The organism is Xinfangfangia pollutisoli (assembly GCF_020179405.1).
Taxonomy (GTDB): Bacteria; Pseudomonadota; Alphaproteobacteria; order Rhodobacterales; family Rhodobacteraceae; genus Pseudogemmobacter; species Pseudogemmobacter pollutisoli.
Window position 1 is genome coordinate 15101 of sequence record NZ_JAICBZ010000036.1, and the last position, 24647, is coordinate 39747.

Genomic DNA, 24647 nt, shown 5'->3' on the forward strand with positions numbered 1-24647 from the left:
GCTGCGGCGCGCTTGTCCAGTCGGGAAGGGCCGACCCCGCGGGGCCGCGCCGGCGCCACTGGACCCGGACCCGCGCAGCGCCTATAAGGCGCGCCATGCGATGCGGCCTGCTTTTCTTGCGAATTAGCAGCCCGGCGGTCTGATCCTGGCCGCCGGGTTTCTGCCGTTCTTTCCCTGATCAAGCCGCAAGAAAGCCGCCCCGATGTGCGCCGATACGCCCGACTACCGCGATACCGTCTTCCTGCCCGAAACCGATTTTCCCATGCGTGCGGGTCTTCCGCAGCGCGAACCCGGCTGGCTGGCCCGCTGGGAAGAGATCGGTATCTATGACCGGCTGCGCGAAAAGACCGGCGCCGATGGCAAGCCGCGCCCGCCCTTCGTGCTGCATGACGGCCCTCCCTATGCCAACGGGCACCTGCATATCGGCCACGCGCTGAACAAGGTCTTGAAGGACATGGTGGTGCGCAGCCAGCAGATGATGGGCCGCGACAGCCGCTATGTGCCGGGCTGGGATTGCCACGGTCTGCCGATCGAATGGAAGATCGAGGAACAGTATCGCGCCAAGGGCCTGAACAAGGACGAGGTCGACACCGTCGCCTTCCGCCAGGAATGCCGCAAATTCGCCGAGGGCTGGATCGACATCCAGCGCGCCGAGTTCAAGCGCCTGGGCGTCACCGGCGCCTGGGACCGGCCTTACCTGACCATGGACTATCACGCCGAGGCGGTGATCGCCGGCGAGTTCATGAAATTCCTGATGAACGGCACGCTCTATCAGGGCTCGAAGCCGGTGATGTGGTCGCCGGTCGAAAAGACCGCCCTGGCCGAGGCCGAGGTGGAATATCACGACCATACCTCGCATCAGGTCTGGGTGGGCTTCCCGGTGCTGGATGGCGATCTTTCCGGTGCCAAGGTGGTGATCTGGACCACCACGCCCTGGACCCTGCCGCAGAACCGCGCCGTGGCCTATAACCCGCTGATCTCTTACGGGCTTTACGAGGTGAAGGGCGAGGCTCCGGGCCGGTATCTTGTCGCTGACAAATTGGCCGCTGCCACCTTTGCCGCTGGAAAGATCGAAGATGGCGCAGTGCAGCGGCTGCGCGATGTGCCGGCGCACCAGCTGAAGGACCTGTTCCTGGCGCATCCGTTCCGCGGTGTGGCCGAGGGCAAGGGCGAGTGGGATTATGACGTGCCGCTGCTGCCGGGCGACCATGTCACCGATGATGCCGGGACGGGCTTTGTCCATACCGCGCCGTCGCATGGCGATGACGACTATCAGCTGGGGCTGAAATTCGGCCTGCCGATGACCTATAATGTCGAGCCGGACGGCAGCTATCGCGCCGATCTGCCCTTGTTCGGCGGCCAGCACATCGTTCTGCCCGATGGCAAGGAAGGCCCGGCGAATGTCAGCGTGATCAAGCAGTTGGCCTATGCCGGCGCGCTGTTTGCCAAGGGCAAGCTGCGCCACAGCTACCCGCATAGCTGGCGGTCCAAGGCGCCGCTGATCTATCGCAACACGCCGCAATGGTTCGTCGCCATCGACAAGGCGCTGGACGATGGCATGACCACCTATGGCGACACGATCCGCAAGCGGGCGCTGACCTCGATCAACCAGCTGGTGGAATGGACCCCGGGCACCGGCCGCAACCGCCTGCATTCGATGATCGAGGCGCGCCCCGACTGGGTGCTGTCGCGCCAGCGCGCCTGGGGCGTGCCCTTGACCTGCTTTGTCAAGAAAGGCGCCAAGCCCACCGCGCCCGACTTCCTGCTGCGCGATCCGCGCGTCAATGCCCGCATCACCGAGGCTTTCGAGGCCGAAGGCGCCGATGTCTGGTATGTGCAAGGATTCAAAGAGCGGATCCTGGATGGCATCGTCGATCCGTCGGATTATGAACAGGTCATGGATGTGCTGGACGTGTGGTTCGACTCTGGCTCGACCCATGCTTTCGTGCTGCGCGACCGGGCGGACGGCACCGAAGACGGCATTGCCGATCTGTATCTGGAAGGCACCGACCAGCATCGCGGTTGGTTCCATTCTTCGATGCTGCAGGCCTGTGGCACCAAGGGCCGCGCGCCCTATCGGGGCGTGCTGACCCATGGCTTCACGCTCGACGAGAAGGGCATGAAAATGTCCAAGTCGCTGGGCAACACCATCATCCCCGAAGAGATCGTCTCGCAATACGGTGCCGATATCCTGCGGCTCTGGGTGGCGCAGACCGATTATACCAACGACCAGCGGATCGGGCCCGAGATCCTGAAAGGCGTGGCCGACAGCTACCGCCGGCTGCGCAATACGCTTCGGTTCCTGCTGGGCAACCTGGCGGGCTTCTCGGAAGAAGAGCGCGTCGCGCCGGAAGAGATGCCGGAACTGGAACGCTGGGTGCTGCACCGTCTGGCGGTGCTGGATGCCAAGGTGCGCGAAGGTTATACCAGCTACGATTTCCAGGGCGTGTTCCAAGAGCTGTTCGCTTTCGCCACCTCGGACCTGTCGGCTTTCTATTTCGACATCCGCAAGGATTCGCTTTATTGCGACGCGCCCGGCGCGCTGACACGGCGGGCCTGCCGCACGGTGCTGGACATCCTGTTCCAGCGCCTGACCACCTGGCTGGCGCCGATCCTGGTCTTCACCATGGAAGAGGTCTGGCTGTGCCGGAACCCGGGCGAGGGCGCCTCGGTGCATCTGGTCGATTTCCCCGACACGCCCGCCGCCTGGCGCGATGCCGCGCTGGCCGCGAAATGGGAGGGCATCCGCAGCGCCCGCCGCACCGTGACCGGCGCGCTGGAAGTGCAGCGCACGGCCAAGGTGATCGGCGCCTCGCTGGAAGCGGCGCCGGTGGTGCATGTGGCGGATACGGCCATTCTGGCGGCGCTGAAATCGGTGGATTTCGCCGATCTCTGCATCACCTCGGGCATCGAGCTGACGGCCAATCCCGAACCGCAAGAGGCCTTCCGCCTGCCGGAAGTGCCCGGCGTGGCGGTGGTGTTCGAACGCGCCCAGGGCGAGAAATGCCAGCGCTGCTGGAAGGTCTTGCCCGATGTGGGCAGCCATTCCCATCCGGGCACCTGCGCGCGCTGCAACGCGGCCTTGGGCTAGGGCGGCGGCCGGTGCCGCGGCTGCGGGATCTGGGGCGCCGGATCGGGCATTTCCCGCCCGGGCCCCTGAACGCGATCACCGATCTGGCCGGCGTCGCCGTCGGCCATGTCACCCTGATCGAGGGCGACCGTACCCGCACCGGCGCGACGGCCATTCTGCCGCATCCGGGCAATCTGTTCCGCGACAAGCGGCCGGCGGCGCTGGCGGTGCTGAACGGCTTTGGCAAATTCGCCGGCGCCACCCAGCTGCAAGAGTTGGGCCAGCTGGAAACGCCGATCCTGCTGACCAATACGCTGGCCGTCGGCCGCGGCATCGAGGCGTTACTGCGCCATACGCTGCAAGATCCCGAGAATGCGCGTGCCACCTCGGTCAATGCCGTGGTGGGCGAGACGAATGACGGGCGGCTGAACGATATCCGCGCGGCCCGGCCCAGCGTGGACGAGATGCGGCTGGCCATTGCCGCGGCGCGGCCCGGGCCGGTGGCCGAGGGCGCGGTGGGCGCCGGCACCGGCACGGTGGCCTTCGGGCTGAAGGGCGGGATCGGCACCGCCTCGCGGCTGGTGGGCGGGCAGCGGCTGGGCGTGCTGGTGCAGGCGAATTACGGCGGTCATCTGCGGATTGACGGGGTGGCGGTGGACAACCTGGCCGCGCATGATGCCGATGGCTCGATCGTGATCGTGCTGGCCTGTGATGCGGCACTGGACGCGCTGACGCTGCGCCGTCTGGCCACGCGCGCCTTTGGCGGGCTGGCGCGGACGGGGGCGGCGCTGTCGCATGGCTCGGGCGATTATGCGTTGGCGTTTTCGACCTGCGCCCAGCCCGCGCCCCAGCCCGAAGCGCTGCTGTCGCTGCTGTTCGAAGCGGCGATCGAGGCGACGGAAGAGGCGATCCTGAATGCGCTGCTGATGGCCGAGGATATGTCGGGCTATGATGCGGCCGAGGACCGGCCGTCGCAGGTGCGCGCCCTGCGCCTGGACCCGGCCGGCTAGTTCCGAAACCCCCGCTTGCGTCGGGGCGACAAGGTCGCGAGGGGCAGGGCCCCCCGCGACAGTCGGCTAGCCCGCCACAGGGAGTGTCCGGGCCAGGTTCCCCGACAGCCTCGGGAGGGCCGAGGCCGTGGGGTCGAGGTGAAGCCGTTCCAGATCGGCCCGGGTCAGGCCGATATCGTCAAGAAGCCGGTCATCCGCCCGCGTCAGCAGGAACGCGGTCGAATGGCGCAGCTGCATCCAGGTGAAAAAGCGGGTGAACATCGGGGCCTCCATGAACTGAGCCTTGTTCTCGCACCGGCTTTGACATTTCACAAACGAATAGCTCTAATGGGTGTCATTGGGAAAACTGATGGGTTTCCCTGCCAGACCCGGAAGGGGGCCGCGATGAGCGTTCCGTTGGACAGCGATCTGATGCGCAGCTTTCTGGCCGTGGCCGATACCGGCTCGGTCACCGCGGCGGCGGGGCGGCTGATGCGGACGCAATCGGCCGTCAGCCTGCAGATCAAGCGGCTGGAAGACAGTCTGGGCCAGCCGCTGTTCGACCGGCGCGCCCGCGGGGTGGCGCTGACGCCGCGGGGCGAGCAGCTGGTGCCCTATGCCCGCCGCGTGGTGGCTTTGCTGGACGAGGCGGCGGTGGCGCTGCGGGAAAAGCCGTTGGTCGGGCCGGTGCGGGTGGGGATTCCCGACGAATATTCCGGCACGGTGCTGCCGCGCGCGCTGGCGGCCTTTGACGAACGGCATGAGGGCGTTCAGGTGACCGTGCGGGTCGATCATTCCGAGAACCAGCAGCGCGCGCTGGAGGCGGACGAGCTGGATCTGGCGGTGATCTATGACTGGTCCTATGTCGACGAGGGCGAGATCCTCTGCGTCGATCCGACGGTCTGGGTCACCTCGACCCTGCATGCACAGCATCTGCGCCGCCCGGTGCCGGTCTGCAGCTATCTGCGCTCGGACTGGTGCCGCGACTTTGCCGAGGAATCGCTGAACCGGCAGGGGATCGACTGGCGCGAGGCCTGGACCTGCGATGTGGCCAGCGGCTTCCGCATCGCGGTGGTCAATGGCATGGGGATCGCGCCGCTGTCGCGGTCGACCATTCCGGCGGGCTGCCGCGAGCTGAGCTCGGAAGATGGCTATCCGATCGTCGACAGCGCGCGGGTGGTGCTGCGGCGCAATCCGCGCGGCACCTCGCCCGCGGTCGAGGGGATGGCGGCGCTTTTGCGTGAGGCTTTCGCGCCTTTGTCGGGCAGCCTGCCCGGACCCGCCCGGCGGGCCGCGGAATGACTGCCGCGCTGCAAACGCCCTTCGGGCCGGTGGGGCTGCGTGTGGCGCAGGGGCGGATCCGGGCGCTGGTCTGGGACGCGGCGGGCGATGGCGACCCGCTGGCGCTTGAGGGGCTGCGCCAGTTGGCGGGCTATTTCGACGGCACCCGGCAGGACTTCGATCTGCCGCTGGACTGGGGCGCGGGGCTGAACGGCGCCGTGCGCCGGGCGATGGCGGCGATCCCCTTTGGCGAGACGCGCACTTATGGCCAGATCGCCCGGGCCTTGGGTGCGCCGGCCCAGGCGGTGGGCCAGGCCTGCGGGGCGAACCCCATTCCCTTGATCATTCCCTGCCACCGGGTGCTGGGCGCCAAGACGCTGGGCGGCTTTTCCGCACCGGGCGGGGTTGAGACCAAAGTGGCGCTTCTGCGCCATGAGGGCGCGGCTGGCCTGTTGCTGTAGGGCAGGGGCCCGGTTTCATCACTCCCGGGCCTGCCCGATCTCGGCGATCTGAGGCTATCGAAACCCCCGCGCTGGACCTAAGCCCTGGCTTGTGCCCATCGCGGCCGCGGCTTAGGCCTGCATGTAACGGTTTCATGACAGGTGTGCGGTGAGCCTTGGCGTCTTTCTGGCGGTTCTTGCCGCCGCTTTCCTGCATGCGCTGTGGAATGCGCTGATCAAGCTTGGCACCTCGAAGCTGGGCGCCATGGTGATCATGTCGATCTTCGAAGTGCCGATCGGCCTGGCTCTGGTCCTGTTCCTGCCCGCCGTCAGTTGGGAGGCGCTGCCCTGGATCATCGCCGCCGGCTGCACGCATTTCGGCTACAAGTTCTTCCTCTGCACCGCCTATGAGCGGGGCGATCTGAGCCGGGTCTATCCGATCGCGCGCGGGGCCGCGCCGATGATCGTGGCGCTGGTGGGCGCCTTCATCCTGACCGATGCGCTGAGCGCGCGACAATATCTGGCGATCGCGGTGCTGGCGGCAGGCATCCTTTTGATGGCGCGCGGGGTCTTTGCCGCGGGCGAGGACCGCCGGCTTCTGCCCTATGCTCTGGGCTCGGCCGCGGCGACGGCGGCCTATACGCTGATCGACGGCATGGGGGCACGGATTTCCGGCTCGGCCGTGGCCTATGTGTCCTGGGTGTTTGTCGCCGACGGGCTGATCTTCTCGGTGGGGATGCTCGCCTGGCGCGGCAGCCGGATCCTGCCGCGCGAGGGGCGGGCCTGGCGGCTGGGGGCGCTGGCGGCGGGGGCCTCGTTCGGGTCTTACGCGGTGGCGATCTGGGCGATGACGCTGGCGCCGATCGCGCTGGTGGCGGCGCTGCGCGAGACGTCGATCCTGTTCGCGGTGCTGATCGGATGGCTGGCCTTCGGCGAAAGGATGGCCCCCGCCAAGGCGGTGGCCGCCGGGGTGATCGTGCTGGGCGTGTTGTTGACCCGGATCTAGCGGGGCTGCGAATTTTCGTCGAAAATTCGCAGCCCTGCGGGCTGTCAGCGCAGGCGGACGGGGCGTTCGGGGATGATCTGCTGCGCGATCCCGGCCAGCGCCAGATACAGCGAGGTCAGGATCAGCCCCCAATGCGACAGGCTGCCCTCGGCGAAATCCATCCAGGCGGCCCAGGCGGCAAAGCCGATCCAGGCGATGCAGACCGGCAGGCTGATCCAGTGCCAGCGCTTGGTGCGGGTCGGGTGGATGAATTTCAGATTGGTGAACATGGCCAGGGTCAGCCCGACGGTCACGAAAAGGATGGTCCATTCGCCCGGACTGACCGCGAACAGCACCAGCACCACCATGTTCCAGCAGGCGGGGAAGCCGGCAAAGCTTTTGTCCTTGGTCTTCATCCGCGTGTCGGCGAAATAGACGACCGAGCCGTAGCAGATCACGATGATCGCCAGCCAACCCGTCCATCCCGTCAGCATGCCGGATTTGAACAGGGCGAAGGCGGGAATGAAGACATAGGTCAGATAGTCGATGATCAGGTCCATCAGGACGCCGTCATAGGTCGGCCAGTTCTTCTGTACCTCATAGCGCCGCGCCAGCGGGCCGTCGACGCCATCGACGATCAGCGCCACGACAAGCCACAGGAACATCAGGCTCCATTTCTCTTCGACGGCCGCCAGCATGGCAAACATCGACAGAACGGCGCCAGTGGCGGTGAAGAGATGAACCGAAAGGGCTTTTAAACGCAGCGTCATGTCGCGTTGTTGCCGCAAAGCGGCCGGCATGGCAATGCCTGACGCGCGACCGTGGCAGCGACCTGCCTGCGGCAAAGGCGCCTCAGGCGCGGGGATGCGCCTTTTCGTAGACCTCCATCAGCCGCGCGGCATCGACGGCGGTATAGGCCTGGGTCGTCGACAGCGAGGCATGGCCCAGAAGCTCCTGGATGGCGCGCAGATCGCCGCCGGCGGACAGGAGATGGGTGGCAAAGCTGTGGCGCAGGGCGTGCGGCGTGGCGGTGGCGGGCAGGCCCAGCTGGGCGCGGGCCTTCTGCATCGTCAGCTGGATCAGCCTTGGGCTAAGCGGGCCGCCGCGCGCGCCGCGGAACAAGGGGCCCTCGGCGGGCAATGCGCCCGGGTAAAGCCGCACATAGTCGGCCACCGCCTGGGCGGCGGCAGGCAGAACGGGCACCAGCCGGGTCTTGTTGCCCTTGCCGGTGATGCGCAGCACCGGCGGCAGGGGGTGGTCGGCGGCCTTCAACGACAGCGCCTCGGAAATCCGCAGGCCGCAGCCGTAAAGCAGGGTGACGACGGCGGTATCGCGGGCCTGCTGCCAGTCTTCGCGCGCCTGTTCGCCCACGCAATCCAGCATGGCGCCGGCGCCTTCGACCGTCAGCGGCCGCGGCAGTTTTCGCCGGTATTTCGGGCCCTTGGCCGACAGAAGCACCGTCGCCTCCACCCCTTCGCGCTCGGCCGCCCAGGCGGTGAAACCCTTGACCGCCGACAGCGCGCGCGCCAGCGAACGCGGGCCCAGCCCCGCAGCCCGGCGGGCGGCCATCCAGGCGCGCAGATCGGATTGGTCGGTGGCCAGAACCGCCGACAGGCCAAGGGTTTCGCCGCGATGCAGGGTCAGGAAGCCCAGGAAATCGCGCAGGTCATGGGCATAGGCCTCGACCGTATGGGCCGAGGCGCCTTTCAGCGCCTTGATCTGCGCCAGCCAGTCCGCCAGCGCCGCCGAGACCTGGGCCGAGGGGGGCGGGGTCACGCCAGCCAGCGCCGCATCGTCCGCTCGAAGATGCCGGCGAAAAAGGCAAGCAGATCGGTGCCTTGCGTGGGTTTGAAGTGATGCGGATCCTCGGCGCCGAAGACCAGCATGCCGGGCAGGCGGCCGGGGCCGAAATCCAGCCGCATCAGCGCCTCGGAGCGAATGAAACCGGCGCGGTCGCCATAAAGCGCATCGCTTTCGGGCATGGTCTGGCGCAGCGTCACCGGACGCAGCGGCGAGGTGCGCCCCCCCGAGATATAGCGGGACACAAAGCCCGGCGCCGCAACATGCAGCACTTCGCCCAGGCGGCGGGCGGCGGGGTCTTCGGCTTCGGCGCGGGATTCCAGGACCAGGCGGACGCAGTCGACGCGCAGGGTGGCGGCGACGTCGCCGGCAAGGGTGCGCAGGAAGTCTTCGAAGCCCAAGGGATCGAGCAATTGCAGGATGGCGCGGTGGACCTGGTTGGTGCCGGCGAGGTTTTCATAGGCCGCGGCAATCACCGAGCGATGGGTGTCTTCCAGCCGCTCCAGCCGCGTCTCGAGCCGCTGCATGGCGATGCCGCGCAGATCTATGATGTTGTTTCCCATCGCTCTTTCGTTCGCGGCGACAAGGGCATTCATCACGTCGCGATCCTCGAGCAGGACTTCCGGCTCGGACAGGATGCGGTCGCGCAGGTCTGGTTCGATCATGGAAATTCTGCCCGCAGTTTCTTGTGATTTGCCCGGCAGTATAGCGGGAATGTGCAAGCCCGCGGTAGGGCCTGAGGGCAACAGGCGGCGTATTTCCCGCCGTCTTCCTGCCGTCTGCCACGCGTCTTCCTTCCGTCTCTACGCGCGCCGGGGTCGCAGGGCGTTAAGATTTCGCCGCGATCCTTTGGGCCGCAACGCACCCGCCGAGGCCCCGATGCCGAACCTGACCCGACAGACCCCCCGCCAGCGCGCCCATATGACCTATATGATGGATGTGATGCGGCGCCTGGAATGGGACCTGCACAACACGATCGAACTGACCGGCCGCATCCCGGCGGAATGGCACGAGATCGCGCAGGCCACGCCGCGGTCGACCCGGGTGAAGGTTAATATCGGGCTTGAGGCCGATGTGGTGAAGTTCTTCAAGTCGATGGGCGCGGGCTACGGGCCGCGGATCAACGACGTCTTGCGCAGCTATATGCATGCGCGGCTGGCCGGCGTGATCCGTGGCGCCGAGACGATTGCGCATTACCGGGAACGGGCCGAGCGCCATGACGGGCCGAAACCCGACTTCGGCGATCTGGCGCGGGAGATGGGCGAGGCCTGGGCAGATGAGGGGCCGGCGGTGGAACAGGCGGCGCGGGCGAAGATGCAGGAGGTGAAGCAGCGGCGGTTTGGAGAGGGCGGAGTGCCGGAGGGGGAGGAGGGGGTGCCTTGGGTTAGGTGAGGGGGGGATGAAACTAACTAGATTACTCCTCAGGTCTATGCATTTTATCACTCAAATAGTACATTCCTAAGAAAGTGGCGACAAGCATGTGAAATAGAAGAAACAAGAAAATGACAAATCCAACCCATTGCAGCAAGAAGCTGGCCCCCTCAAACTTTGCATCCGGTCCAATAAGGAATGGTACAATCAGTGAAAATAGAAAAAGTATCATAGAAATTGCGCTACAGTAGCCGAACAGAAGCGACAGGAACTGGCGCATTGTTAGTTCGCGGATCACCCATTGTCCCTTGTCAAGGTGCCGTATCTCCAGTGAATCGGTCATCTGAAACTTTTTGTCGAATCCGTTCTGGCCGACAAATGTTGAAACTGCTGCCAAGGACGCAATATAAAAGGGCGCAAGAATTGCAAGAACCTGAGAGAACCCGCTAACTAGACCGTCTGAGGTAAGTAACTCGTATCTGCTGAAAGTGCACAACGCTACTGTGACGGAGAGAGTTAGAATTGAAGGAATAAGTACGTTATACCTCCAGGCGTATCCATGCTGGATTCGAATGTAATTAAATATACGAAGGGGGATGCTCTTTTCTATGAAATCCATCACGGCGGCATGGCTCCCTTCATTTTTTCAACGAGGTCGTTTCTAATTTCGTTTTCGCAACTACGCAGCAGGGTTTCGAACCCGTCGAGCCTAGTTTGCCGAATTAGGAAATCATCGGTGATATCTGGGAGATCAAGATCTAGCTTCTCTGTCTTTCGGCGATCCTCTGCTTCAATAACAATTTTCGCTGACATGAGGCCTTCCTTTCTGCTGGAAGTAATCTTTTCCTTTAGCCAGCTAATTGCGCCTTCCCCAGTTGGCCTCCCTTGGACTTGAATTTCTACTTGTTGCTTTGTTACGACGGGGTACTTCCCTTCGCCAAAACCGTCTTCTTTGGTAGAAGCCGTCTCCAAGTGAACTCCTAACAAGACGCCACCTGAAGACAAGATGCTCTTAATTGTGCTAGATTGGTGGCCTCGTAGGTTGAGGCGCACTCCATACTCCTGATCTACTTTTGCTCCTGGCTTCCGGCGCTTCTCAGTGAAGAAATCTCGGCATGCGGTATTGAGGCAGGCCATCATTAGAGACCTGGAAACGGAGTCAACATTTTCTACTATTGTGGGGTATGCTGAAGTAGCTTCGTGCGGCTCTGCAAGGTCTATTAACATGTGCGCCGATACTGCATGAATTTCTTTTTCAAGAAGCTCTAAGCGCCTAAGTCCGCGTGTTTCAATATTTTCTGCGGTGCCTTCAGAAATTTCTGGGTCACTATATCGAAAGAGAATTATCACATAGTCGCCATCTATCCGGATATCGTGAATTCTTCCAGTCGCTAAGCCGGTGCTCTTTACAGGTAGCTCCCCCTTCTTGCACTTCTCTGCAAGCGCTTGAAATACCGCACGCGCGGTAGGTGGGGGAAACCTGTCATAGAGGGTGCTTATGCCGATCTCGCAGACGAAAACATACCGGTGTGAAGTGGATATCAAAGGCTCCCCCAAAACCCAAGAGGCCAAACCACTTCAATCGGTAGTCGGCAATCGTCCGTCCGTCAATATCGCTCGCGTCTCGGCTCAATAGAGCGGAAAGCAGCTTAAGAGATGCAAGTAGTGCGGCCATAGGTCAACTACTTGCAATCGCTGGCGATTTCTTTAGTTACAGGATCTTCTGACCCGTCTTCGCCCAGTCCTTCATGAACTGCTCCAGCCCCTTGTCGGTCAGCACATGCCCCGCCATGCCCTTGATCACCGAAGGCGGCGCGGTCATCACGTCGGCGCCGATCAGGGCGCATTGCGAGGCGTGGTTCAGCGTGCGGACCGAGGCGGCCAGGATCTGGGTCTGGAAGGAATAATTGTCATAGACCTGGCGGATATCGGAAATCAGCTCCAGCCCGTCGAGGTTGATGTCGTCCAAGCGCCCGATGAAGGGCGAGATGAAGGTCGCGCCGGCCTTGGCGGCCAAAAGCGCCTGGTTGACCGAGAAGCACAGCGTCACATTGACCATGTGGCCCTCGCCCGACAGCACCTTGCAGGCCTTCAGCCCGTCCCAGGTCAGCGGCACCTTGACGGCGATGTTCGGGGCGATCTCGGCCAGCTTGCGGCCCTCGGCGATCATCTCGGGGGCGGTCAGCGCCACCACCTCGGCCGAGACGGGGCCCGAGACGAAGGAGCAGATCTCTTTCGTGACCTCAAGGATGTCGCGGCCGGATTTCAGGATCAGCGAGGGGTTGGTGGTGACGCCATCCACCATGCCCAGGTCGTTCAGCTCGCGGATCGCCTCGACATCTGCAGTATCGACGAAGAATTTCATGGCCGGCTCCTTTCGGGGGATCGGGGGGTAGAGATCAGGGATTGCGGGGGCTATTACCACGAAGGGGCGCCGCGGCGGAAGATGCGGCGGGGCGGAAAGATGTGAGCGCAAACAGTGGTCGAGCGGGTCTTCAGCGCGGGTGAGCTGGTCGGGGTGCTGACGACCGAACCGCTGGGGCGGGTGTTGGATTACAAGGCGCCCGAGGGGGGCTGCGGGACGGGCGATTTCGTCGAGGTGCCGCTGGGGCCGCGGCGGGTGCTGGGCGTCGTGTGGGGCGCGGGCGCGGGGGGCTGGGATCCGGCGAAGCTGCGGCCGGTGACGCGGGTGCTGGATGCGCGGCCGATGCGCGCGGAATTGCGGCTGTTGCTGGCGCGGGCGGCCGATTACACGCTGACGCCCTTATCGGCGATGCTGCGGCTGGCGACGCGGGCGCCGGGTCTGGGCGATGCGCCCTCGGTCCGGCGGGTCTACCGGCTGGCGGGGCCGGTGCCGAACCAGCTGACCGAGGCGCGGCATCGGGTGATCGAGGCCCTGCGCGGCTATGGTGGCGCGGCGGTGACGCTGGGGGAACTGGCCGAGGCGGCCTCTTGCGGGACGGGCGTGGTCAAGGGGCTGGTGAAGCTGGGCGTTCTGGCCGAGGAGGAGGCGCCGAAGGACCTGCCCTATCCCCGGCTTGATCCATCCGGCACGGCGCGGCTGGAGGGCGATCAGATCGCCGCGGGCGCGGCCCTGGCGCAGGCGGTGGCGGCCGAGGCCTATCAGGCCTTTCTTTTGAAAGGCGTCACCGGATCGGGCAAGACCGAGGTCTATCTGGAAGCGGTGGCCGAGGCGCTGCGGCGGGGCCGGCAGGCGCTGGTCTTGCTGCCGGAAATCGCTTTGACCGCGGATTTCCTGGGCCGGGTCGAGGCGCGGTTCGGCGCGCGGCCGGGCGAATGGCATTCGGGTGTCACGCAAACCGAACGGCGCCGGCTGTGGCGGATGGCGTCCGAAGGCGAGGTCGGGCTGGTCGTCGGCGCGCGCTCGGCGCTGTTCCTGCCCTTCCGCGATCTGGGGCTGATCGTCGTCGATGAGGAACACGACACCTCGTACAAGCAGGAAGAGGGCGTCTTGTACAATGCCCGCGACATGGCGGTGCTGCGCGGGTCGATCCTGGGCTGCCCGGTGGTGCTGGCCTCGGCCACGCCCTGCCTGGAAAGCTGGGTCAATGCCGAGACCGGCAAATACACAAGGCTGGATCTGGCCTCGCGCTTTGGCGTGGCGGAAATGCCGGCGATGAAGGCGGTCGACATGCGCGCCGAAAGCCTGCCCGCCAATCGCTGGATCTCGGAGACCCTGGCGCGCGGGGTCGAGGCGCGGCTGAAGGCGGGCGAACAGGCGATGCTGTTCATCAACCGCCGCGGCTATGCGCCGGTCACGGTCTGCCGGGCCTGCGGGGCGCAGGTCGGCTGCGACCATTGCGACGCGCGGATGGTGGAACACCGCTTCCTCAAACGCCTGGTCTGCCACCAATGCGGCGCGACGAAACCCGTGCCCACCGCCTGCCCGGCCTGCGGGGTCGAGGGCAAGATGCATGCGGTCGGCCCCGGGGTCGAACGGCTGGCCGAAGAGGTGGCCGACCGTTTCCCCGAGGCGCGGCTGGCGGTGCTGTCTTCCGACCTGTTCGGCTCGGCCCGGGCACTGAAGGCGCAGATCGAAGAGATCGCGGCCGGGGCGGCCGATATCGTGATCGGCACCCAGATCGTCGCCAAGGGGCATAATTTCCCGCTGCTGACCTTGGTCGGTGTGATTGATGCCGATCTGGGCCTGCAAGGCTCGGACCTGCGGGCGGCGGAACGCACCTTCCAGCTGATGCGCCAGGTCGCGGGCCGGGCGGGGCGCGCGGAACGGCGCGGCGAGGCCTGGCTGCAGACCCATCAACCCGAACATCCGGTGATCCAGGCGATCCTGTCGGGCGCGGATGAGGCCTTCTGGCGCGCCGAGGCGGCCGAACGCCGCGCGGCGGGCGTGCCGCCCTATGGGCGGATGGCGGGGATCATCCTGTCGGGCCCGGATGTGGCGCAGGTCTTCGATCTGGGCAATGAACTTGCCCGCCGCGACGGGCCCTTGCGGCTGGCCGGCGCCGAGGTGCTGGGCCCGGCCCCGGCGCCGATCGCGCGGGTGCGCGGCCGGCACCGGGTGCGGCTGTTGGTCCGGGCGCCGAAATCGGTGCAGTTGCAGCCGGCGCTGCGCGACTGGCTGGCGCAGCTGCGCCTTCCGCCGCAGATCCGCCTGGCCGTCGATATCGACCCGCAGAGCTTCTATTAGGCCGGGTTCCCTTCGGTCAGACCGTGCGCCCCTTGGCGGGCCTTCGCCTCCGGCGGGGATATTTTTGCAGAGAGGAAGGCCCGAAGCCTTTTCAGCTTGCGGCCTTCCTCTCTGTCCAAATATCCCGGGGTCCGGGGCAGCGCCCCGGGGCCTGCCGCGCCACGCGCCTCTTGCCATGCCGGGCCCCTGCGCCTAAAGCGCTGCACAGCCGAAGGAGCCCGCCCATGCCCACCTATTCCGCCCTGACCACGCTGACCGGCGAAGACCCCGCGCGCGCCCTGGGCGAGGCGATGGAGCGGATGGAGCCCGAGCCCTATGGCGTCGGCGTCTTCGAGGTCGAGGACGGGTCCGGCATCTGGGAGGTCGGCGGCTATTTCCACGAGGCGCCGGACGAGATCGTGCTGGAGATCCTGGCCACCGCCTTTGGCGCGAAGTCGTTCCTGGTCAGCGAACTGCCCGATGTTGACTGGGTGGCCAAGGTGCAGCGCGAATTGCACCCCGTGGATGCCGGGCGCTTCTTCGTTTACGGCAGCCATGATGCCGACAAGCTGCCCGAGGGCCGGGTGGCCTTGCAGGTCGAGGCGACGATGGCCTTCGGCACCGGGCATCATGGCACCACGCTGGGCTGTCTTCTGGCCTTCGACCGGCTGTTCACCGAAGGCTTCCGCCCGGCGAAAGTGGCCGATATCGGCTGCGGCACGGCGGTTCTGGCGATGGCGGCGGCCAAGATGCTGCCCGAGGCGCTGGTGATCGCCAGCGACATCGACCGGGTCGCGGTGGATGTGGCCGAGGCGAATGTGGCGATCAACGGGCTGGAGGGGCGGATCACCTGTCTGGAGGCGGCGGGCTTCGGCCATCGCCGTCTGGCCGAGGCGGCGCCTTACGAGCTGATCTTCGCCAATATCCTGAAGGGTCCGCTGATCGAGCTGGCGCCCGACATGGCGCGCCATGCCGCACCGGGCGGCAAGGTGATTCTGTCGGGCCTCTTGGTCGTGCAGGCCGAGGCGATCATCGCCGCCTATCAGGCGGCCGGCTTCCGTCTTGAAGATCGCAACGATCTGGGCGAGTGGTCGGCATTGGTGATGGTTCGCGAATAATCCTTTGAAAATTAACGCCAAATGACGGGCGCCCCCGGGCGCGCGCCGCATTTCTGCCACATTTCCGACGCACCCCTTCCACAAGATGGCAAACCTGGCTGGGATGGCTTGGATGTGGGCGGACCCGAATCTGAATGATTTTCATGGCCGTGTCCGGCGGATCGAACGGATGCGCCGCAAGGGCTATGGCTTCGAGGCCGCGGGCACGCTGGGCCTGTCCTCGACCTATCGGCGGCAAAGATCCTGGGGGCGGATGGCGCGCACGGCGCTGGTCGTGCTGGCGCTGGGCTTCACGCTGAAAGGGGCGATCCATTTCTCCGTGGGGGCCGAGACCTATGACCAGCGCGTGACGCAAATGGCGCAGGGCACGGGGGTTGATCCGGTGGCGGCGACGCTGATGGCGGCCGATCCGGTGACGCGGGGGATTTCGGCCTTCCTGGGCGAGGTGTTTCCGGCGCGGTAGTTCCGGTGCGGTAGGCGCGGGGCTTCGCCAGAGGTCGGAAGAAACAGAAAGGCCGTCTTCGGTTCCCCGAAGACGGCCTTTTGTCCGGCGACCGTTCTTGTGGTCTTGATGGGCTTAGCGCCCCAGCATCTCGATGTCACCGCGGCACAGGCCGATATCGTCCAGCTCGCGATCCGAGAGCTTGGCCAGGGCCTTGCGGGTGACGCGCGCGTCGTTCCACACCGCGAACGTCGCGAAGACGTTCGACAGCGCATTGACAGCGCGGTAAGTCGTGATGGCGCCGAACGGCGCCGGGCGGCTCGTTTCGATGGCGGCCATGGTGGTTTCCTTTTCAAAAACTGCTTAAAACGGGTGCATTCCCGCTTGCATGAGGCCAGATAATCCGGCGCCCTGAACAGAGCAAGCGAAGCCCAGACAAGGCAGCCTTGCATTTCCCGCATGGCTGTTGACGAATTTCTGCCATGTTTTGAGGAAGCTATGCGAAAGACGGCAGGATGTGTCGCTTTCGTCTGCAGGCCTGTCGTTTTCCATCGCTTTTTGACGGGCCCGCGCCGCGCCGCAAGCCCAGGTTTCGGCGGTGGCGCCTGTTCTCTGTTCGTGCTAATTTGCAACATAATGAAAAGATCGCGGGAACGAGCGGTCTTGGACAGGCGGGCGGGGCGAAAATGCGGGTGATCGGGATAGATCCGGGGCTCAGAAACCTGGGCTGGGGGGTGATCGACGTCTCGGGCGCCCGAATCAGCCATGTCGCGAACGGGATCTGTCACAGCGAAAACGGGGTGGAGCCTCTGGCGCAGCGGCTGGCGCGGCTGCATGCGGCGCTGACCGAGGTGTTCCGCGCCTGGGCGCCCGAGGCGGCGGCGGTCGAGCATACATTCGTCAACAAGGATGCGGTGGCGACCTTGAAGCTGGGCCAGGCGCGGGGGATCGCGCTGCTGGTGCCGGCGCAATTCGGGCTGGCCGTCGGCGAATATGCCCCCAATGCGGTGAAGAAGACGGTCGTGGGCGTGGGCCATGCGGCCAAGGTGCAGATCGACCATATGGTGCGGCTGCAACTGCCGGGGGTACAGATCGCCGGGGCGGATGCGGCGGATGCGCTGGCGATTGCGATCTGCCACGCGCATCATCTGCAATCGGCCGGCCGGTTCGAGGCGGCGGTGAAGAGGGCGGCAGGATGATCGGGCGGATCGCGGGGCGGATCGACTGGAAGGGCGGCGACAGCGTGCTGATCGACGTGCGCGGCGTGGGCTATATCGTCCATGTCAGCGAGCGGACCCTGGCCGGGTTGCCGGGTCCGGGCGAGCATTGCGCGCTGTTCACCGAACTTCTGGTGCGCGAGGATCTGCTGCAGCTGTTCGGCTTTCCCACCATGCTGGAGAAGGAATGGCACAAGCTGCTGACCACGGTGCAGGGCGTGGGCGCCAAGGCGAGCATGGCCATTCTGGGCACGCTGGGGGCCGAGGGCGTGGCGCGGGCGATCACGCTGGGCGATGCGAAAGCGGTGCAGGCGGCGCCGGGCGTGGGGCCGAAACTGGCGCAGCGGGTGATTCTTGAACTGAAATCCAAGGCGCCGGGGGTGATGGTGCAGGCCGCGGGCCTGTCGGCGGCGCCGGAACTGGACGAGGTGATCGAGACCCCGGTGGTGGTGGCGGCGGCCCGGGCCGCAAAGGCGCCGGGCAAGGCCGCGGCAAGCGAGGGCGCCCGGCGCGCCGCGCAGTCGGCCGATGCTTTGTCGGCGCTTCTTAATCTGGGCTATGGCCAGGGCGATGCCGCCCAGGCGGTGGCCTCCGCCGCGGGCGAGGCGCCCGAGGCCGACACTGCGGCGCTGATCCGCGCCAGCCTGAAGCTGCTGGCGCCTAGGTAGCGGCACGGCCGGGGGCTCTGCCCCCGGACCCCCGGGATATTTTCGCAGAGAGGAAGGCCAAAGCCCGGTGGCGGCGCGATCTTGCGCGGTCTGGCCGGGCTTTCCATATCGTCTGGCGAAAGGATGGGAAGCCGATGATCCGTACAGTCGTTCTGATGGCCGCGATGACGGCGCTGTTCATGGGGCTTGGTGCGCTGCTGGGCGGGGCCACTGGCGCGGTGATCGCGCTGGCGATTGCCGGCGCGATGAACCTGTTTGCCTTCTGGAATTCCGACAAGGCGGTGTTGCGGATGACGGGGGCGCGGCCGGTCGATGCGCGCTCGGCCCTCGATCTGGTGCGGCTGGTGCAGGATCTATCGGACCGCGCCGGTCTGCCGCATCCGGCCGTCTATGTGATCGAGACGGCGCAGCCCAATGCCTTTGCCACCGGCCGCAGCCCCAGCCATGCCGCCGTCGCCGTGACGACGGGGCTGATGCAGGCGCTGAGCCGCGAGGAACTGGCCGGCGTGATCGCGCATGAGCTGGCCCATATTCGCCATCGCGACACGCTGACCATGACGGTCACCGCGACCATGGCCGGGGCGATTTCGATGCTGGCGAATTTCGCGCTGTTCTTCGGCGGCAATGACCGCGAGCGGCCGGGCGGGGTGATCGGGACGATCGCGCTGATGATCCTGGCGCCCTTGGCGGCGGGGCTGGTGCAGATGGCGATCTCGCGCAGTCGCGAATACGAGGCCGACCGGATCGGGGCCGAGATCTGCGGCCAGCCCCTGTGGCTGGCGCAGGCCCTGCAGAAAATCGAGGCGCTGGCGCGGCGGGTGGTGAACCCCGCGGCCGAGCGCAACCCGGCCATGGCGCATCTGTTCATCATCAATCCGTTGAACGGGCAGGGGGCGGACAATCTGTTCGCCACCCACCCCTCGACCGCGAACCGGGTCGCGGCGCTGATGCAGATGGCGGGACGCGAGCCGGTGGCGGCGCCGGCCCTGCGCAGCGGCATTCCGCGCGCCGGGCAGCGCCGCGGTGCTGCACCCTGGCGCTAAGGCGCGGGCGGCCGGGCCTTGCAAACCGGCTGCCGTTCGGGGATTGTTCCGGCCATGATCGCCCCCGACCCCCAATTGCGCCCCGAGCGCCTGCCGGAAGATTCCGACCGCGCCCTGCGCCCGCAAGCGCTGGAGGAATTCATCGGCCAGGCCGAGGCGCGGGCCAATCTGCGCATCTTCATCGAATCCGCCCGGATGCGCGGCGAGGCGATGGACCATACGCTGTTCCATGGCCCGCCCGGTCTGGGCAAGACCACGCTGGCGCAGATCATGGCGCGCGAACTGGGGGTCGGCTTCCGCATGACCTCTGGCCCCGTGCTGGCCAAGCCCGGCGATCTGGCGGCGATCCTGACCAATCTTGAGCCGCGCGATGTGCTGTTCATCGACGAGATCCACCGGCTGAGCCCGGTGGTCGAAGAGGTGCTGTATCCGGCGATGGAGGATTTCGCGCTGGATCTGGTGATCGGCGAGGGGCCGGCGGCGCGGACGGTGCGGATCGACCTGCAGCCCTTCACGCTGGTCGGCGCCACCACGCGGCTGGGGCTTTTGACCACGCCTTTGCGCGACCGGTTCGGCATTCCGACCCGGCTGCAATTCTACACCGAGGACGAGCTGTTCGAGATCGTCTCGCGCGGGGCGCGGCTTTTGGGCATCGAGGCCGAGGCCGAGGGCTGTCTGGAAATCGCGCGGCGGGCGCGGGGCACGCCGCGGATCGCCGGGCGGCTGCTGCGCCGGGTGGTGGATTTCGCGCTGGTCGAGGAAGGCGGGCGGATTTCGCGCGCGCTGGCCGACCGGGCGCTGACCCGGCTGGGGGTGGACCGGCTGGGGCTGGACGGGGCCGACCGGCGCTATCTGTCGCTTTTGGCCGAACATTACGGCGGCGGGCCGGTGGGGGTGGAAACCATCGCCGCGGCGCTGAGCGAGCCGCGCGATGCGATCGAAGAGGTGATCGAGCCCTATCTGTTGCAGCAGGGTCTGATCCAGCGCACGCCGCGCGGGCGGATGCTGGGGGCGCGGGCCTGGCGGCATCTGGGGCTGGAGCCGCCGAAACCGCCGGGGCAGAGCGATCTGTTCGGCGACGCTTGAGGTGACAGCGATGCGCGGATGGATCCTGATCGGGCTGCTTTGTGCGGCGCCCGCCCTGGCGCAGGACATCGACCGGGAATTGGACCGGATCGACACGGTCTCGGGCCCGGCGGTGCTGCGCCGGGTGGGCCCGGATGTGGTGCTGGAGATCGCGGGGCAGCGTTTCGTCGCGGAAGGCATGACCTATGCGGCCTTCGACGAGCCCCTGGGCGAGGTGCGGCTGGTGCGTTTTTCCGCCGGCGGCACGGCCTGTCCGGCGCTTTATGCCTGGCTGGATCCGCGGCCGGGCTCGGTCCGGCTGACCGACCTGTTCGGCACCTGCGCGGACCTGCCGGTGGTCGGCTGGACGGCCGATGCGGCGGTGGTGACGCTGCCTTCGCTGGTTGCGGGCGAGGGCAAGGTGGATTTCGTCTGGGACGGCAAGGGGCTGGACGTGGCCGAAGTGCCGCAGGGCCTGGCCGAGGCGGGGCTGCCGCCGGGCGGGCCGGCCTCGGCCTGGGTCGGGCGCTGGTCGCAGGATCTGCTGGACGCGGCCGAATGGCAGGGCCCGTTGCAGGCGATGCTGGGGGCTTCGGCGCTGGAGGATCTGCGCCGCATGGTCTCGGGCCCGGGCTATCCGTTCGAGGTGCAGGGCGACTGGGTGGTCTCGCAGACCTGCCAGGCGCATAATTGCGGCGACACGACCGCGATCGTGGCGCTGCGCCGCGCGGATGGGGCGCTGCTGGTGGCGCTGTGGGAAAACGGTCAGGGCACGCGGGTCTTCGGCGACAGTTCGGGTGCCGTGCCGGCGGGGGTGACCGAATTGAGGACGAAGCCGTAGGGGGTGCGGGTGAGGATTGCGGAAGTGCAGCAGGCGGCGGCCGAGGTGGGGCGCCTTTATGCCGAACGGTTCGGGATCGCGCGCGATCCGGCCTTCTATCTGGGCAAGCTGACCGAAGAGATGGGCGAGATGACGGCGGCCTGGCTGAAACTGAACGGCCGTGCCCGGGGCGAGGGCAGCCGCGCCGCGCTGGAAGACGAGGCGGCCGATGTGCTGGGCTTTCTGCTGGTCTTTGCCGATTGGCAGGGGATCGACCTGGCCGAGGCGTTCCGCCGCAAATGGGGCGTCCATCTGCCCGACACGTTCGCATCGGAGTGCCGCCCATGACCCCCGAAGCGATCGAGGCGCTGTTTGCCCGCGCCGACGGGCGCTATCTCTGCGCGCGCTGGGGCCGGCCGGTGGTGCCGGTGGTGTTCGGCGTCGATGATGCGACGCTGTCGGTGGTGAAGGGCGCGATCGAGGCGGTGGTGGCGCTGGCCGGGCACAGGATGGCGGAAACCGACCCGGAACTGGGCGCCAATCTGATGGTGTTCTTCTTCCGCGACTGGGCCGAGCTGCCCGAGGTGCCCAATCTGGACCGGCTGATCCCCGATCTGGCCCCGCTTTGCGCCCGGCTTGCCGCGCAGGAGGCGAACCAGTACCGCAGCTTTCGCTTCGACGAGACCGGCGCGATCAAGGCGGCCTTCGTCTTCCTGCGCATGGATGACCATCTGGCGGCGCTGCCGGCCGAGGCGCTGGCGCTGGCGATGGCGGCAGAGATCATCCTGCTTTGGGGCGAGCGCGCCTTTGCCGAGACCTCTCCGCTGGCCGAGATCGAGGGCCGGCTGATCCTGCGCCCCGACATCGCCGCGGTGATCCGCGCCGCCTATGATCCGGTGCTGCCGGCGGTGGCGCAGGATGCCAGCCATGCGCTGCGGATGGGCGCGCGGATCGCGCTGGGCGGGGGCTGAGCCTTAGTTCGGCGGCGGCACCTCGGCCGGCAGCGGCACGACCGAGATCGACATCTTGCCCGAGCCTTCGGTGATCTCGCTGGCATGGGCCAGATAGACCAGCGCGTGGTTTGCCGCGTCATAGACCCGGGTGATCTGGATCGATTTCAGGATCAGCGACTGGCGTTCGGAGAACACCGTCTCGCCGCTGTCATCGGTGTCGATGTCGCCCAGGGTGATGGGCCCGGTCTGGGTGCAGTCGACCGCCGACCAGGACGGATCCTCGAACCAGTTGCCCTGGGTCAGCCGGTCGTAGATCGAGCGTTCGAAATAGGCCAGATGGCAGGTCACACCCTGAACCTTGGGATCGGCGATCGCCTCGATGATGATGTCATTGCCGACCCAGTCGACCCCGACCTGGCCGATTTCCTCGGCCGCAAGCGGGGCGGCAAGCAGGGGCAGGACGAGAAGGGCGGGCAGAAGGCGGCGGCGGAAGGGGTGGGGCATCGGTACTCGCCTGGGGTTGGGGATCTGGAAGGGCAACGCCGGGCGGGGCGGGGCGTTCCGTGGTGGCTTTCGGGCGGCGGCGATGCGATAGGGGCTGAGGCATATTCCGTTCCAAGGCCCCGCGATGACCGAGATCCCGCCCCATCTGCATGCGCTGCGCGTCTATTACGAAGATACCGATCTGGCGGGAATCGTCTATTACGCCAATTACCTGAAGTTCATCGAACGCGGCCGCAGCGAATGGGTGCGCGATCTGGGCATCGACCAGGCGGCCTTGAAGGCGGAAAAGGGCCTGGTCTTCGCGGTGCGCCGGGTCGAGGCCGATTACCTGCGCCCGGCGCGGTTCGGCGAGGATCTGACCGTGGTCACCCGGCCCCAGCAGGTCAGCGGCGCGCGGATCGTGCTGGAGCAAGAGGTGCGGCGCGGCGCCGAGCGGCTGTTCCAGGCGCTGGTCGTGCTGGTCTGCCTGACCGAGGACGGCCACGCGGCCCGGCTGCCGCCCGAGTTGCGCGCAAGGCTGGCGCCGGCCCTGCATTAGCCGCCGGGCGCTTTGGCGGGCCCGGGTTCCCGCGGCGGGGCCGCCGACATGCAGATTTCGCATGCGCGGCATGCTGCCGCTCGCCAATCTGTGTTGGCATTCCCCCTGTAAACTGGATAGAATCGGGGGTAACGGGCTGCGTGACGGCCCGACCATGAACGAGCAGGCGCAATGAACACCGACACTCTCGCTTCGGCGGCGACCGAGATCGACTTCTCGTTGCTCGCCCTTTTCGCACGAGCCACCGTGACCGTGCAGATCGTGATGATCCTTCTGATCGTCATGTCCTTCTGGTCTTGGGCGATCATCGTCCAGAAACACATCCTGTTCCGCGCTGCCAAGCGCGAGGCCGAGATCTTCGACCGCGCCTTCTGGTCGGGCGAGCCGCTGGATGAATTGTATGAAAAGATCGGTCCCGACCCGCAGGGTGCCTCGGAAAAGGTGTTCGCGGCGGGGATGCTGGAATGGCGGCGCAGCCACAAGCCCGATGGCGCGCTGATCGCCGGCGCCCAGGCGCGGATCGACCGGGCGATGGATGTGGCCATCGCGCGCGAATCCGAGAAGCTGAACAAGGGCCTGTCCTTCCTGGCCACCACCGGCTCGACCGCGCCCTTCATCGGGCTGTTCGGCACGATCTGGGGGATCAAGCATTCGTTTGAAATGATCGCGCTTTCGCAGAACACCTCGCTGGCCGTCGTGGCGCCGGGGATCGCCGAGGCGCTTCTGGCCACCGGCATCGGCCTGATCGCGGCCATTCCGGCGGTGGTGTTCTTCAACAAGCTGAATGCCGATAGCGAGCATATCCAGGGCAATTACGAAAGCTTTGCCGACGAATTCGCGACGATCCTGTCGCGCCAGCTGGATTCGTAAGCCATGGCCGGCGGGGTGATGAAGAAATCCGGCGGCGGCGGCGGCCGCAGGCGCCGGCGGCGGGGCAGCTCGGCCTCGATGAGCGAGATCAACATCACGCCCATGGTCGATATCATGCTGGTGCTGCTGATCATCTTCATGGTGGCGGCGCCCCTGCTGACCGTGGGCGTGCCGATCGAACTGCCGAAGACGGCGGCCAATGCGCTGCCCACCGAACAGGAAGAGCCGCTGACCGTGACGCTGACCGCGGACGGGCTGGTGATGGTGATGACGACCGAAGTGCCCGAGGCGGAGCTGATCCCGCGGCTGCGCGCCATTGCGGCGGAACGCACCAGCGACAAGATCTTCCTGCGCGCCGATGGCAGCCTGCCCTATGAGCGGGTTGCCCAGGTGATGGGTGCGCTGAATGCCGGCGGCTTTTCGAATATCGGGCTTGTGACCGATGGCCAGGGCCCCGACTTCGGCGCGGGGAACTGAGGGCGGGCCCGGTCATGCAGGATGGCGTGATGCAGGACAAGATGAAGCTCGGGGTCATCGCCTCGGGGATCGGCCATGCCGGCGCGATCCTTTGGGTGGTCCTGGGCGATTTCCTGTTCACCGCCACGCCGCCGGAAGAGCCGCCCTCGATGTCGGTCTCGATGATCAGCGCGGCCGATTTCGCCGAGATGCAGGCGCAAAGCACGCCGCCCTCGGACAGCCCGCCCACGGTCGAACCGGCCGGGCCGGAGGCGCCGGAAACCCCGGCGGCCGAGCCGGTGCCGGAACCCGCGCCCGAACCCGAGCCCGAAGTGACGCGTGCGTCAGGCGCTGTCGATCGCGCTGAAC

Annotated in this window: 28 protein-coding genes and 1 pseudogene; 20 read left to right on the forward strand and 9 right to left on the reverse strand. The window is 66.5% G+C overall.

Features of this window, described 5'->3' with window-relative positions; genetic code table 11:
• Positions 1 to 202: 202 nt before the first annotated feature.
• Both ileS and K1Y73_RS12020 read left to right on the forward strand, forming a co-directional pair.
• On the forward strand, positions 203 to 3091 hold the full coding sequence (gene ileS / locus K1Y73_RS12015; protein WP_225028537.1) for an isoleucine--tRNA ligase: 2889 nt from the start codon (positions 203 to 205) through the stop codon (positions 3089 to 3091).
• Positions 3092 to 3102: 11 nt separating this feature from the next.
• Entirely contained in the window at positions 3103 to 4080 is a 978-nt protein-coding gene (locus K1Y73_RS12020) for a P1 family peptidase (protein WP_225028538.1), read from the forward strand.
• Between the two features lie 66 nt (positions 4081 to 4146).
• On the opposite strand, the gene K1Y73_RS12025 is transcribed toward K1Y73_RS12020, so the two are convergent.
• Complete coding sequence (locus K1Y73_RS12025) at positions 4147 to 4341, reverse strand: DUF1127 domain-containing protein (RefSeq protein ID WP_225028539.1); 195 nt, start codon at positions 4339 to 4341, stop codon at positions 4147 to 4149.
• 123 nt (positions 4342 to 4464) lie between these two features.
• Here K1Y73_RS12025 and K1Y73_RS12030 point away from each other — a divergent pair, with 123 nt between their 5' ends.
• From K1Y73_RS12030 to K1Y73_RS12040, 3 genes are all read left to right on the forward strand, one after another.
• Entirely contained in the window at positions 4465 to 5361 is an 897-nt protein-coding gene (locus K1Y73_RS12030) for a LysR family transcriptional regulator (RefSeq protein ID WP_225028540.1), read from the forward strand.
• Positions 5358 to 5801, forward strand: coding sequence for a methylated-DNA--[protein]-cysteine S-methyltransferase (locus tag K1Y73_RS12035; RefSeq protein ID WP_225028541.1), 444 nt, complete (start codon positions 5358 to 5360; stop codon positions 5799 to 5801). Before K1Y73_RS12030 ends, K1Y73_RS12035 begins: the two co-directional genes overlap by 4 nt.
• A 148-nt stretch (positions 5802 to 5949) precedes the next feature.
• A complete protein-coding gene (locus K1Y73_RS12040) occupies positions 5950 to 6786 on the forward strand; it encodes an EamA family transporter (RefSeq protein WP_225028542.1) in 837 nt (278 codons plus the stop codon).
• Positions 6787 to 6830: 44 nt separating this feature from the next.
• Here K1Y73_RS12040 and K1Y73_RS12045 read toward each other — a convergent pair whose 3' ends face one another.
• From K1Y73_RS12045 to K1Y73_RS12055, 3 genes are all read right to left on the reverse strand, one after another.
• The gene (locus tag K1Y73_RS12045; RefSeq protein ID WP_225028543.1) at positions 6831 to 7535 is read right to left on the reverse strand and encodes a CDP-alcohol phosphatidyltransferase family protein; all 705 of its coding nucleotides are present in this window, start codon (positions 7533 to 7535) and stop codon (positions 6831 to 6833) included.
• Positions 7536 to 7617: 82 nt separating this feature from the next.
• Positions 7618 to 8541, reverse strand: a complete 924-nt coding sequence (locus K1Y73_RS12050; protein WP_225028544.1) for a tyrosine recombinase XerC — start codon at positions 8539 to 8541, stop codon at positions 7618 to 7620.
• On the reverse strand, positions 8538 to 9230 hold the full coding sequence (locus tag K1Y73_RS12055; RefSeq protein ID WP_225028545.1) for a DUF484 family protein: 693 nt from the start codon (positions 9228 to 9230) through the stop codon (positions 8538 to 8540). Before K1Y73_RS12055 ends, K1Y73_RS12050 begins: the two co-directional genes overlap by 4 nt.
• Before the next feature lie 214 nt (positions 9231 to 9444).
• Here K1Y73_RS12055 and K1Y73_RS12060 point away from each other — a divergent pair, with 214 nt between their 5' ends.
• Complete coding sequence (locus K1Y73_RS12060) at positions 9445 to 9957, forward strand: BrnA antitoxin family protein (RefSeq protein WP_225028546.1); 513 nt, start codon at positions 9445 to 9447, stop codon at positions 9955 to 9957.
• Positions 9958 to 9979: 22 nt separating this feature from the next.
• Here the strand turns inward: K1Y73_RS12060 and K1Y73_RS12065 are convergent, their stop codons facing one another.
• From K1Y73_RS12065 to fsa, 3 genes are all read right to left on the reverse strand, one after another.
• A complete protein-coding gene (locus K1Y73_RS12065; protein ID WP_225028547.1) occupies positions 9980 to 10279 on the reverse strand; it encodes a hypothetical protein in 300 nt (99 codons plus the stop codon).
• Between the two features lie 275 nt (positions 10280 to 10554).
• Entirely contained in the window at positions 10555 to 11508 is a 954-nt protein-coding gene (locus K1Y73_RS12070; protein ID WP_225028548.1) for a hypothetical protein, read from the reverse strand.
• A 139-nt stretch (positions 11509 to 11647) separates the two neighbouring features.
• A complete protein-coding gene (fsa, locus tag K1Y73_RS12075) occupies positions 11648 to 12301 on the reverse strand; it encodes a fructose-6-phosphate aldolase (protein ID WP_225028549.1) in 654 nt (217 codons plus the stop codon).
• A gap of 114 nt (positions 12302 to 12415) precedes the next feature.
• On the opposite strand from fsa, the gene K1Y73_RS12080 reads away from it, so the two are divergent.
• From K1Y73_RS12080 to K1Y73_RS12090, 3 genes are all read left to right on the forward strand, one after another.
• A complete protein-coding gene (locus K1Y73_RS12080) occupies positions 12416 to 14605 on the forward strand; it encodes a primosomal protein N' (protein WP_225028550.1) in 2190 nt (729 codons plus the stop codon).
• 224 nt (positions 14606 to 14829) lie between these two features.
• Complete coding sequence (locus K1Y73_RS12085) at positions 14830 to 15702, forward strand: 50S ribosomal protein L11 methyltransferase (protein WP_225028551.1); 873 nt, start codon at positions 14830 to 14832, stop codon at positions 15700 to 15702.
• 112 nt (positions 15703 to 15814) lie between these two features.
• Positions 15815 to 16165 (forward strand): hypothetical protein, encoded by a 351-nt coding sequence (locus K1Y73_RS12090; RefSeq protein WP_225028552.1) that lies wholly within the window; start codon positions 15815 to 15817, stop codon positions 16163 to 16165.
• Positions 16166 to 16279: 114 nt separating this feature from the next.
• Here K1Y73_RS12090 and K1Y73_RS12095 read toward each other — a convergent pair whose 3' ends face one another.
• Positions 16280 to 16483 carry a DUF1127 domain-containing protein gene (locus tag K1Y73_RS12095; RefSeq protein WP_225028553.1) on the reverse strand — a complete coding sequence of 68 codons (204 nt, stop codon included), beginning with the start codon at positions 16481 to 16483 and terminating at the stop codon, positions 16280 to 16282.
• A 347-nt stretch (positions 16484 to 16830) separates the two neighbouring features.
• Here K1Y73_RS12095 and ruvC point away from each other — a divergent pair, with 347 nt between their 5' ends.
• The 7 genes from ruvC to K1Y73_RS12130 all read left to right on the forward strand — a co-directional run bounded on the left by ruvC (position 16831) and on the right by K1Y73_RS12130 (position 21928).
• Positions 16831 to 17343: a crossover junction endodeoxyribonuclease RuvC gene (gene ruvC / locus K1Y73_RS12100; protein ID WP_225028554.1), complete on the forward strand. Its 513-nt coding sequence runs from the start codon at positions 16831 to 16833 to the stop codon at positions 17341 to 17343.
• A complete protein-coding gene (gene ruvA / locus K1Y73_RS12105) occupies positions 17340 to 18029 on the forward strand; it encodes a Holliday junction branch migration protein RuvA (protein WP_225028555.1) in 690 nt (229 codons plus the stop codon). The genes ruvC and ruvA overlap by 4 nt, the downstream gene beginning before the upstream one ends.
• A 134-nt stretch (positions 18030 to 18163) precedes the next feature.
• Complete coding sequence (gene htpX, locus K1Y73_RS12110; protein ID WP_225028556.1) at positions 18164 to 19072, forward strand: zinc metalloprotease HtpX; 909 nt, start codon at positions 18164 to 18166, stop codon at positions 19070 to 19072.
• A 54-nt stretch (positions 19073 to 19126) separates the two neighbouring features.
• Positions 19127 to 20158 (forward strand): Holliday junction branch migration DNA helicase RuvB, encoded by a 1032-nt coding sequence (gene ruvB, locus K1Y73_RS12115; RefSeq protein WP_225028557.1) that lies wholly within the window; start codon positions 19127 to 19129, stop codon positions 20156 to 20158.
• Between the two features lie 10 nt (positions 20159 to 20168).
• Positions 20169 to 20978, forward strand: coding sequence for a hypothetical protein (locus K1Y73_RS12120; RefSeq protein WP_225028558.1), 810 nt, complete (start codon positions 20169 to 20171; stop codon positions 20976 to 20978).
• A gap of 9 nt (positions 20979 to 20987) precedes the next feature.
• Positions 20988 to 21305, forward strand: a complete 318-nt coding sequence (locus K1Y73_RS12125) for a pyrophosphohydrolase domain-containing protein (RefSeq protein WP_225028559.1) — start codon at positions 20988 to 20990, stop codon at positions 21303 to 21305.
• Positions 21302 to 21928 carry a hypothetical protein gene (locus K1Y73_RS12130; protein WP_225028560.1) on the forward strand — a complete coding sequence of 209 codons (627 nt, stop codon included), beginning with the start codon at positions 21302 to 21304 and terminating at the stop codon, positions 21926 to 21928. Before K1Y73_RS12125 ends, K1Y73_RS12130 begins: the two co-directional genes overlap by 4 nt.
• A gap of 3 nt (positions 21929 to 21931) precedes the next feature.
• Here the strand turns inward: K1Y73_RS12130 and K1Y73_RS12135 are convergent, their stop codons facing one another.
• Positions 21932 to 22414, reverse strand: coding sequence for a CreA family protein (locus tag K1Y73_RS12135; RefSeq protein ID WP_225028561.1), 483 nt, complete (start codon positions 22412 to 22414; stop codon positions 21932 to 21934).
• Positions 22415 to 22538: 124 nt separating this feature from the next.
• On the opposite strand from K1Y73_RS12135, the gene ybgC reads away from it, so the two are divergent.
• The 4 genes and pseudogenes from ybgC to K1Y73_RS12155 all read left to right on the forward strand — a co-directional run.
• Entirely contained in the window at positions 22539 to 22952 is a 414-nt protein-coding gene (gene ybgC, locus K1Y73_RS12140) for a tol-pal system-associated acyl-CoA thioesterase (protein WP_225028562.1), read from the forward strand.
• 171 nt (positions 22953 to 23123) lie between these two features.
• Positions 23124 to 23822: a protein TolQ gene (gene tolQ / locus K1Y73_RS12145; RefSeq protein ID WP_225028563.1), complete on the forward strand. Its 699-nt coding sequence runs from the start codon at positions 23124 to 23126 to the stop codon at positions 23820 to 23822.
• Positions 23823 to 23825: 3 nt separating this feature from the next.
• Complete coding sequence (locus K1Y73_RS12150) at positions 23826 to 24299, forward strand: ExbD/TolR family protein (RefSeq protein ID WP_225028564.1); 474 nt, start codon at positions 23826 to 23828, stop codon at positions 24297 to 24299.
• 29 nt (positions 24300 to 24328) lie between these two features.
• A pseudogene (locus tag K1Y73_RS12155) lies at positions 24329 to 24647 on the forward strand (cell envelope biogenesis protein TolA); the annotation flags it as partial.

What these genes read in the sequence shown, in the direction of transcription:
- K1Y73_RS12045 (WP_225028543.1), bottom strand. Translation starts at nt 7,535, where the DNA reads ATGACGCTGCGTTTAAAAGCCCTTTCGGTTCATCTCTTCACCGCCACT.
- ruvB (WP_225028557.1), top strand. Translation starts at nt 19,127, where the DNA reads ATGATCGCCCCCGACCCCCAATTGCGCCCCGAGCGCCTGCCGGAAGAT.
- K1Y73_RS12055 (WP_225028545.1), bottom strand. Translation starts at nt 9,230, where the DNA reads ATGATCGAACCAGACCTGCGCGACCGCATCCTGTCCGAGCCGGAAGTC.
- htpX (WP_225028556.1), top strand. Translation starts at nt 18,164, where the DNA reads ATGATCCGTACAGTCGTTCTGATGGCCGCGATGACGGCGCTGTTCATG.
- tolQ (WP_225028563.1), top strand. Translation starts at nt 23,124, where the DNA reads ATGAACACCGACACTCTCGCTTCGGCGGCGACCGAGATCGACTTCTCG.
- K1Y73_RS12095 (WP_225028553.1), bottom strand. Translation starts at nt 16,483, where the DNA reads ATGGCCGCCATCGAAACGAGCCGCCCGGCGCCGTTCGGCGCCATCACG.
- K1Y73_RS12085 (WP_225028551.1), top strand. Translation starts at nt 14,830, where the DNA reads ATGCCCACCTATTCCGCCCTGACCACGCTGACCGGCGAAGACCCCGCG.
- K1Y73_RS12120 (WP_225028558.1), top strand. Translation starts at nt 20,169, where the DNA reads ATGCGCGGATGGATCCTGATCGGGCTGCTTTGTGCGGCGCCCGCCCTG.
- ruvC (WP_225028554.1), top strand. Translation starts at nt 16,831, where the DNA reads ATGCGGGTGATCGGGATAGATCCGGGGCTCAGAAACCTGGGCTGGGGG.
- K1Y73_RS12130 (WP_225028560.1), top strand. Translation starts at nt 21,302, where the DNA reads ATGACCCCCGAAGCGATCGAGGCGCTGTTTGCCCGCGCCGACGGGCGC.
- K1Y73_RS12065 (WP_225028547.1), bottom strand. Translation starts at nt 10,279, where the DNA reads ATGACCGATTCACTGGAGATACGGCACCTTGACAAGGGACAATGGGTG.
- K1Y73_RS12090 (WP_225028552.1), top strand. Translation starts at nt 15,815, where the DNA reads ATGTGGGCGGACCCGAATCTGAATGATTTTCATGGCCGTGTCCGGCGG.
- ruvA (WP_225028555.1), top strand. Translation starts at nt 17,340, where the DNA reads ATGATCGGGCGGATCGCGGGGCGGATCGACTGGAAGGGCGGCGACAGC.
- fsa (WP_225028549.1), bottom strand. Translation starts at nt 12,301, where the DNA reads ATGAAATTCTTCGTCGATACTGCAGATGTCGAGGCGATCCGCGAGCTG.
- K1Y73_RS12025 (WP_225028539.1), bottom strand. Translation starts at nt 4,341, where the DNA reads ATGTTCACCCGCTTTTTCACCTGGATGCAGCTGCGCCATTCGACCGCG.
- K1Y73_RS12135 (WP_225028561.1), bottom strand. Translation starts at nt 22,414, where the DNA reads ATGCCCCACCCCTTCCGCCGCCGCCTTCTGCCCGCCCTTCTCGTCCTG.
- ileS (WP_225028537.1), top strand. Translation starts at nt 203, where the DNA reads ATGTGCGCCGATACGCCCGACTACCGCGATACCGTCTTCCTGCCCGAA.
- ybgC (WP_225028562.1), top strand. Translation starts at nt 22,539, where the DNA reads ATGACCGAGATCCCGCCCCATCTGCATGCGCTGCGCGTCTATTACGAA.
- K1Y73_RS12035 (WP_225028541.1), top strand. Translation starts at nt 5,358, where the DNA reads ATGACTGCCGCGCTGCAAACGCCCTTCGGGCCGGTGGGGCTGCGTGTG.
- K1Y73_RS12150 (WP_225028564.1), top strand. Translation starts at nt 23,826, where the DNA reads ATGGCCGGCGGGGTGATGAAGAAATCCGGCGGCGGCGGCGGCCGCAGG.
- K1Y73_RS12060 (WP_225028546.1), top strand. Translation starts at nt 9,445, where the DNA reads ATGCCGAACCTGACCCGACAGACCCCCCGCCAGCGCGCCCATATGACC.
- K1Y73_RS12030 (WP_225028540.1), top strand. Translation starts at nt 4,465, where the DNA reads ATGAGCGTTCCGTTGGACAGCGATCTGATGCGCAGCTTTCTGGCCGTG.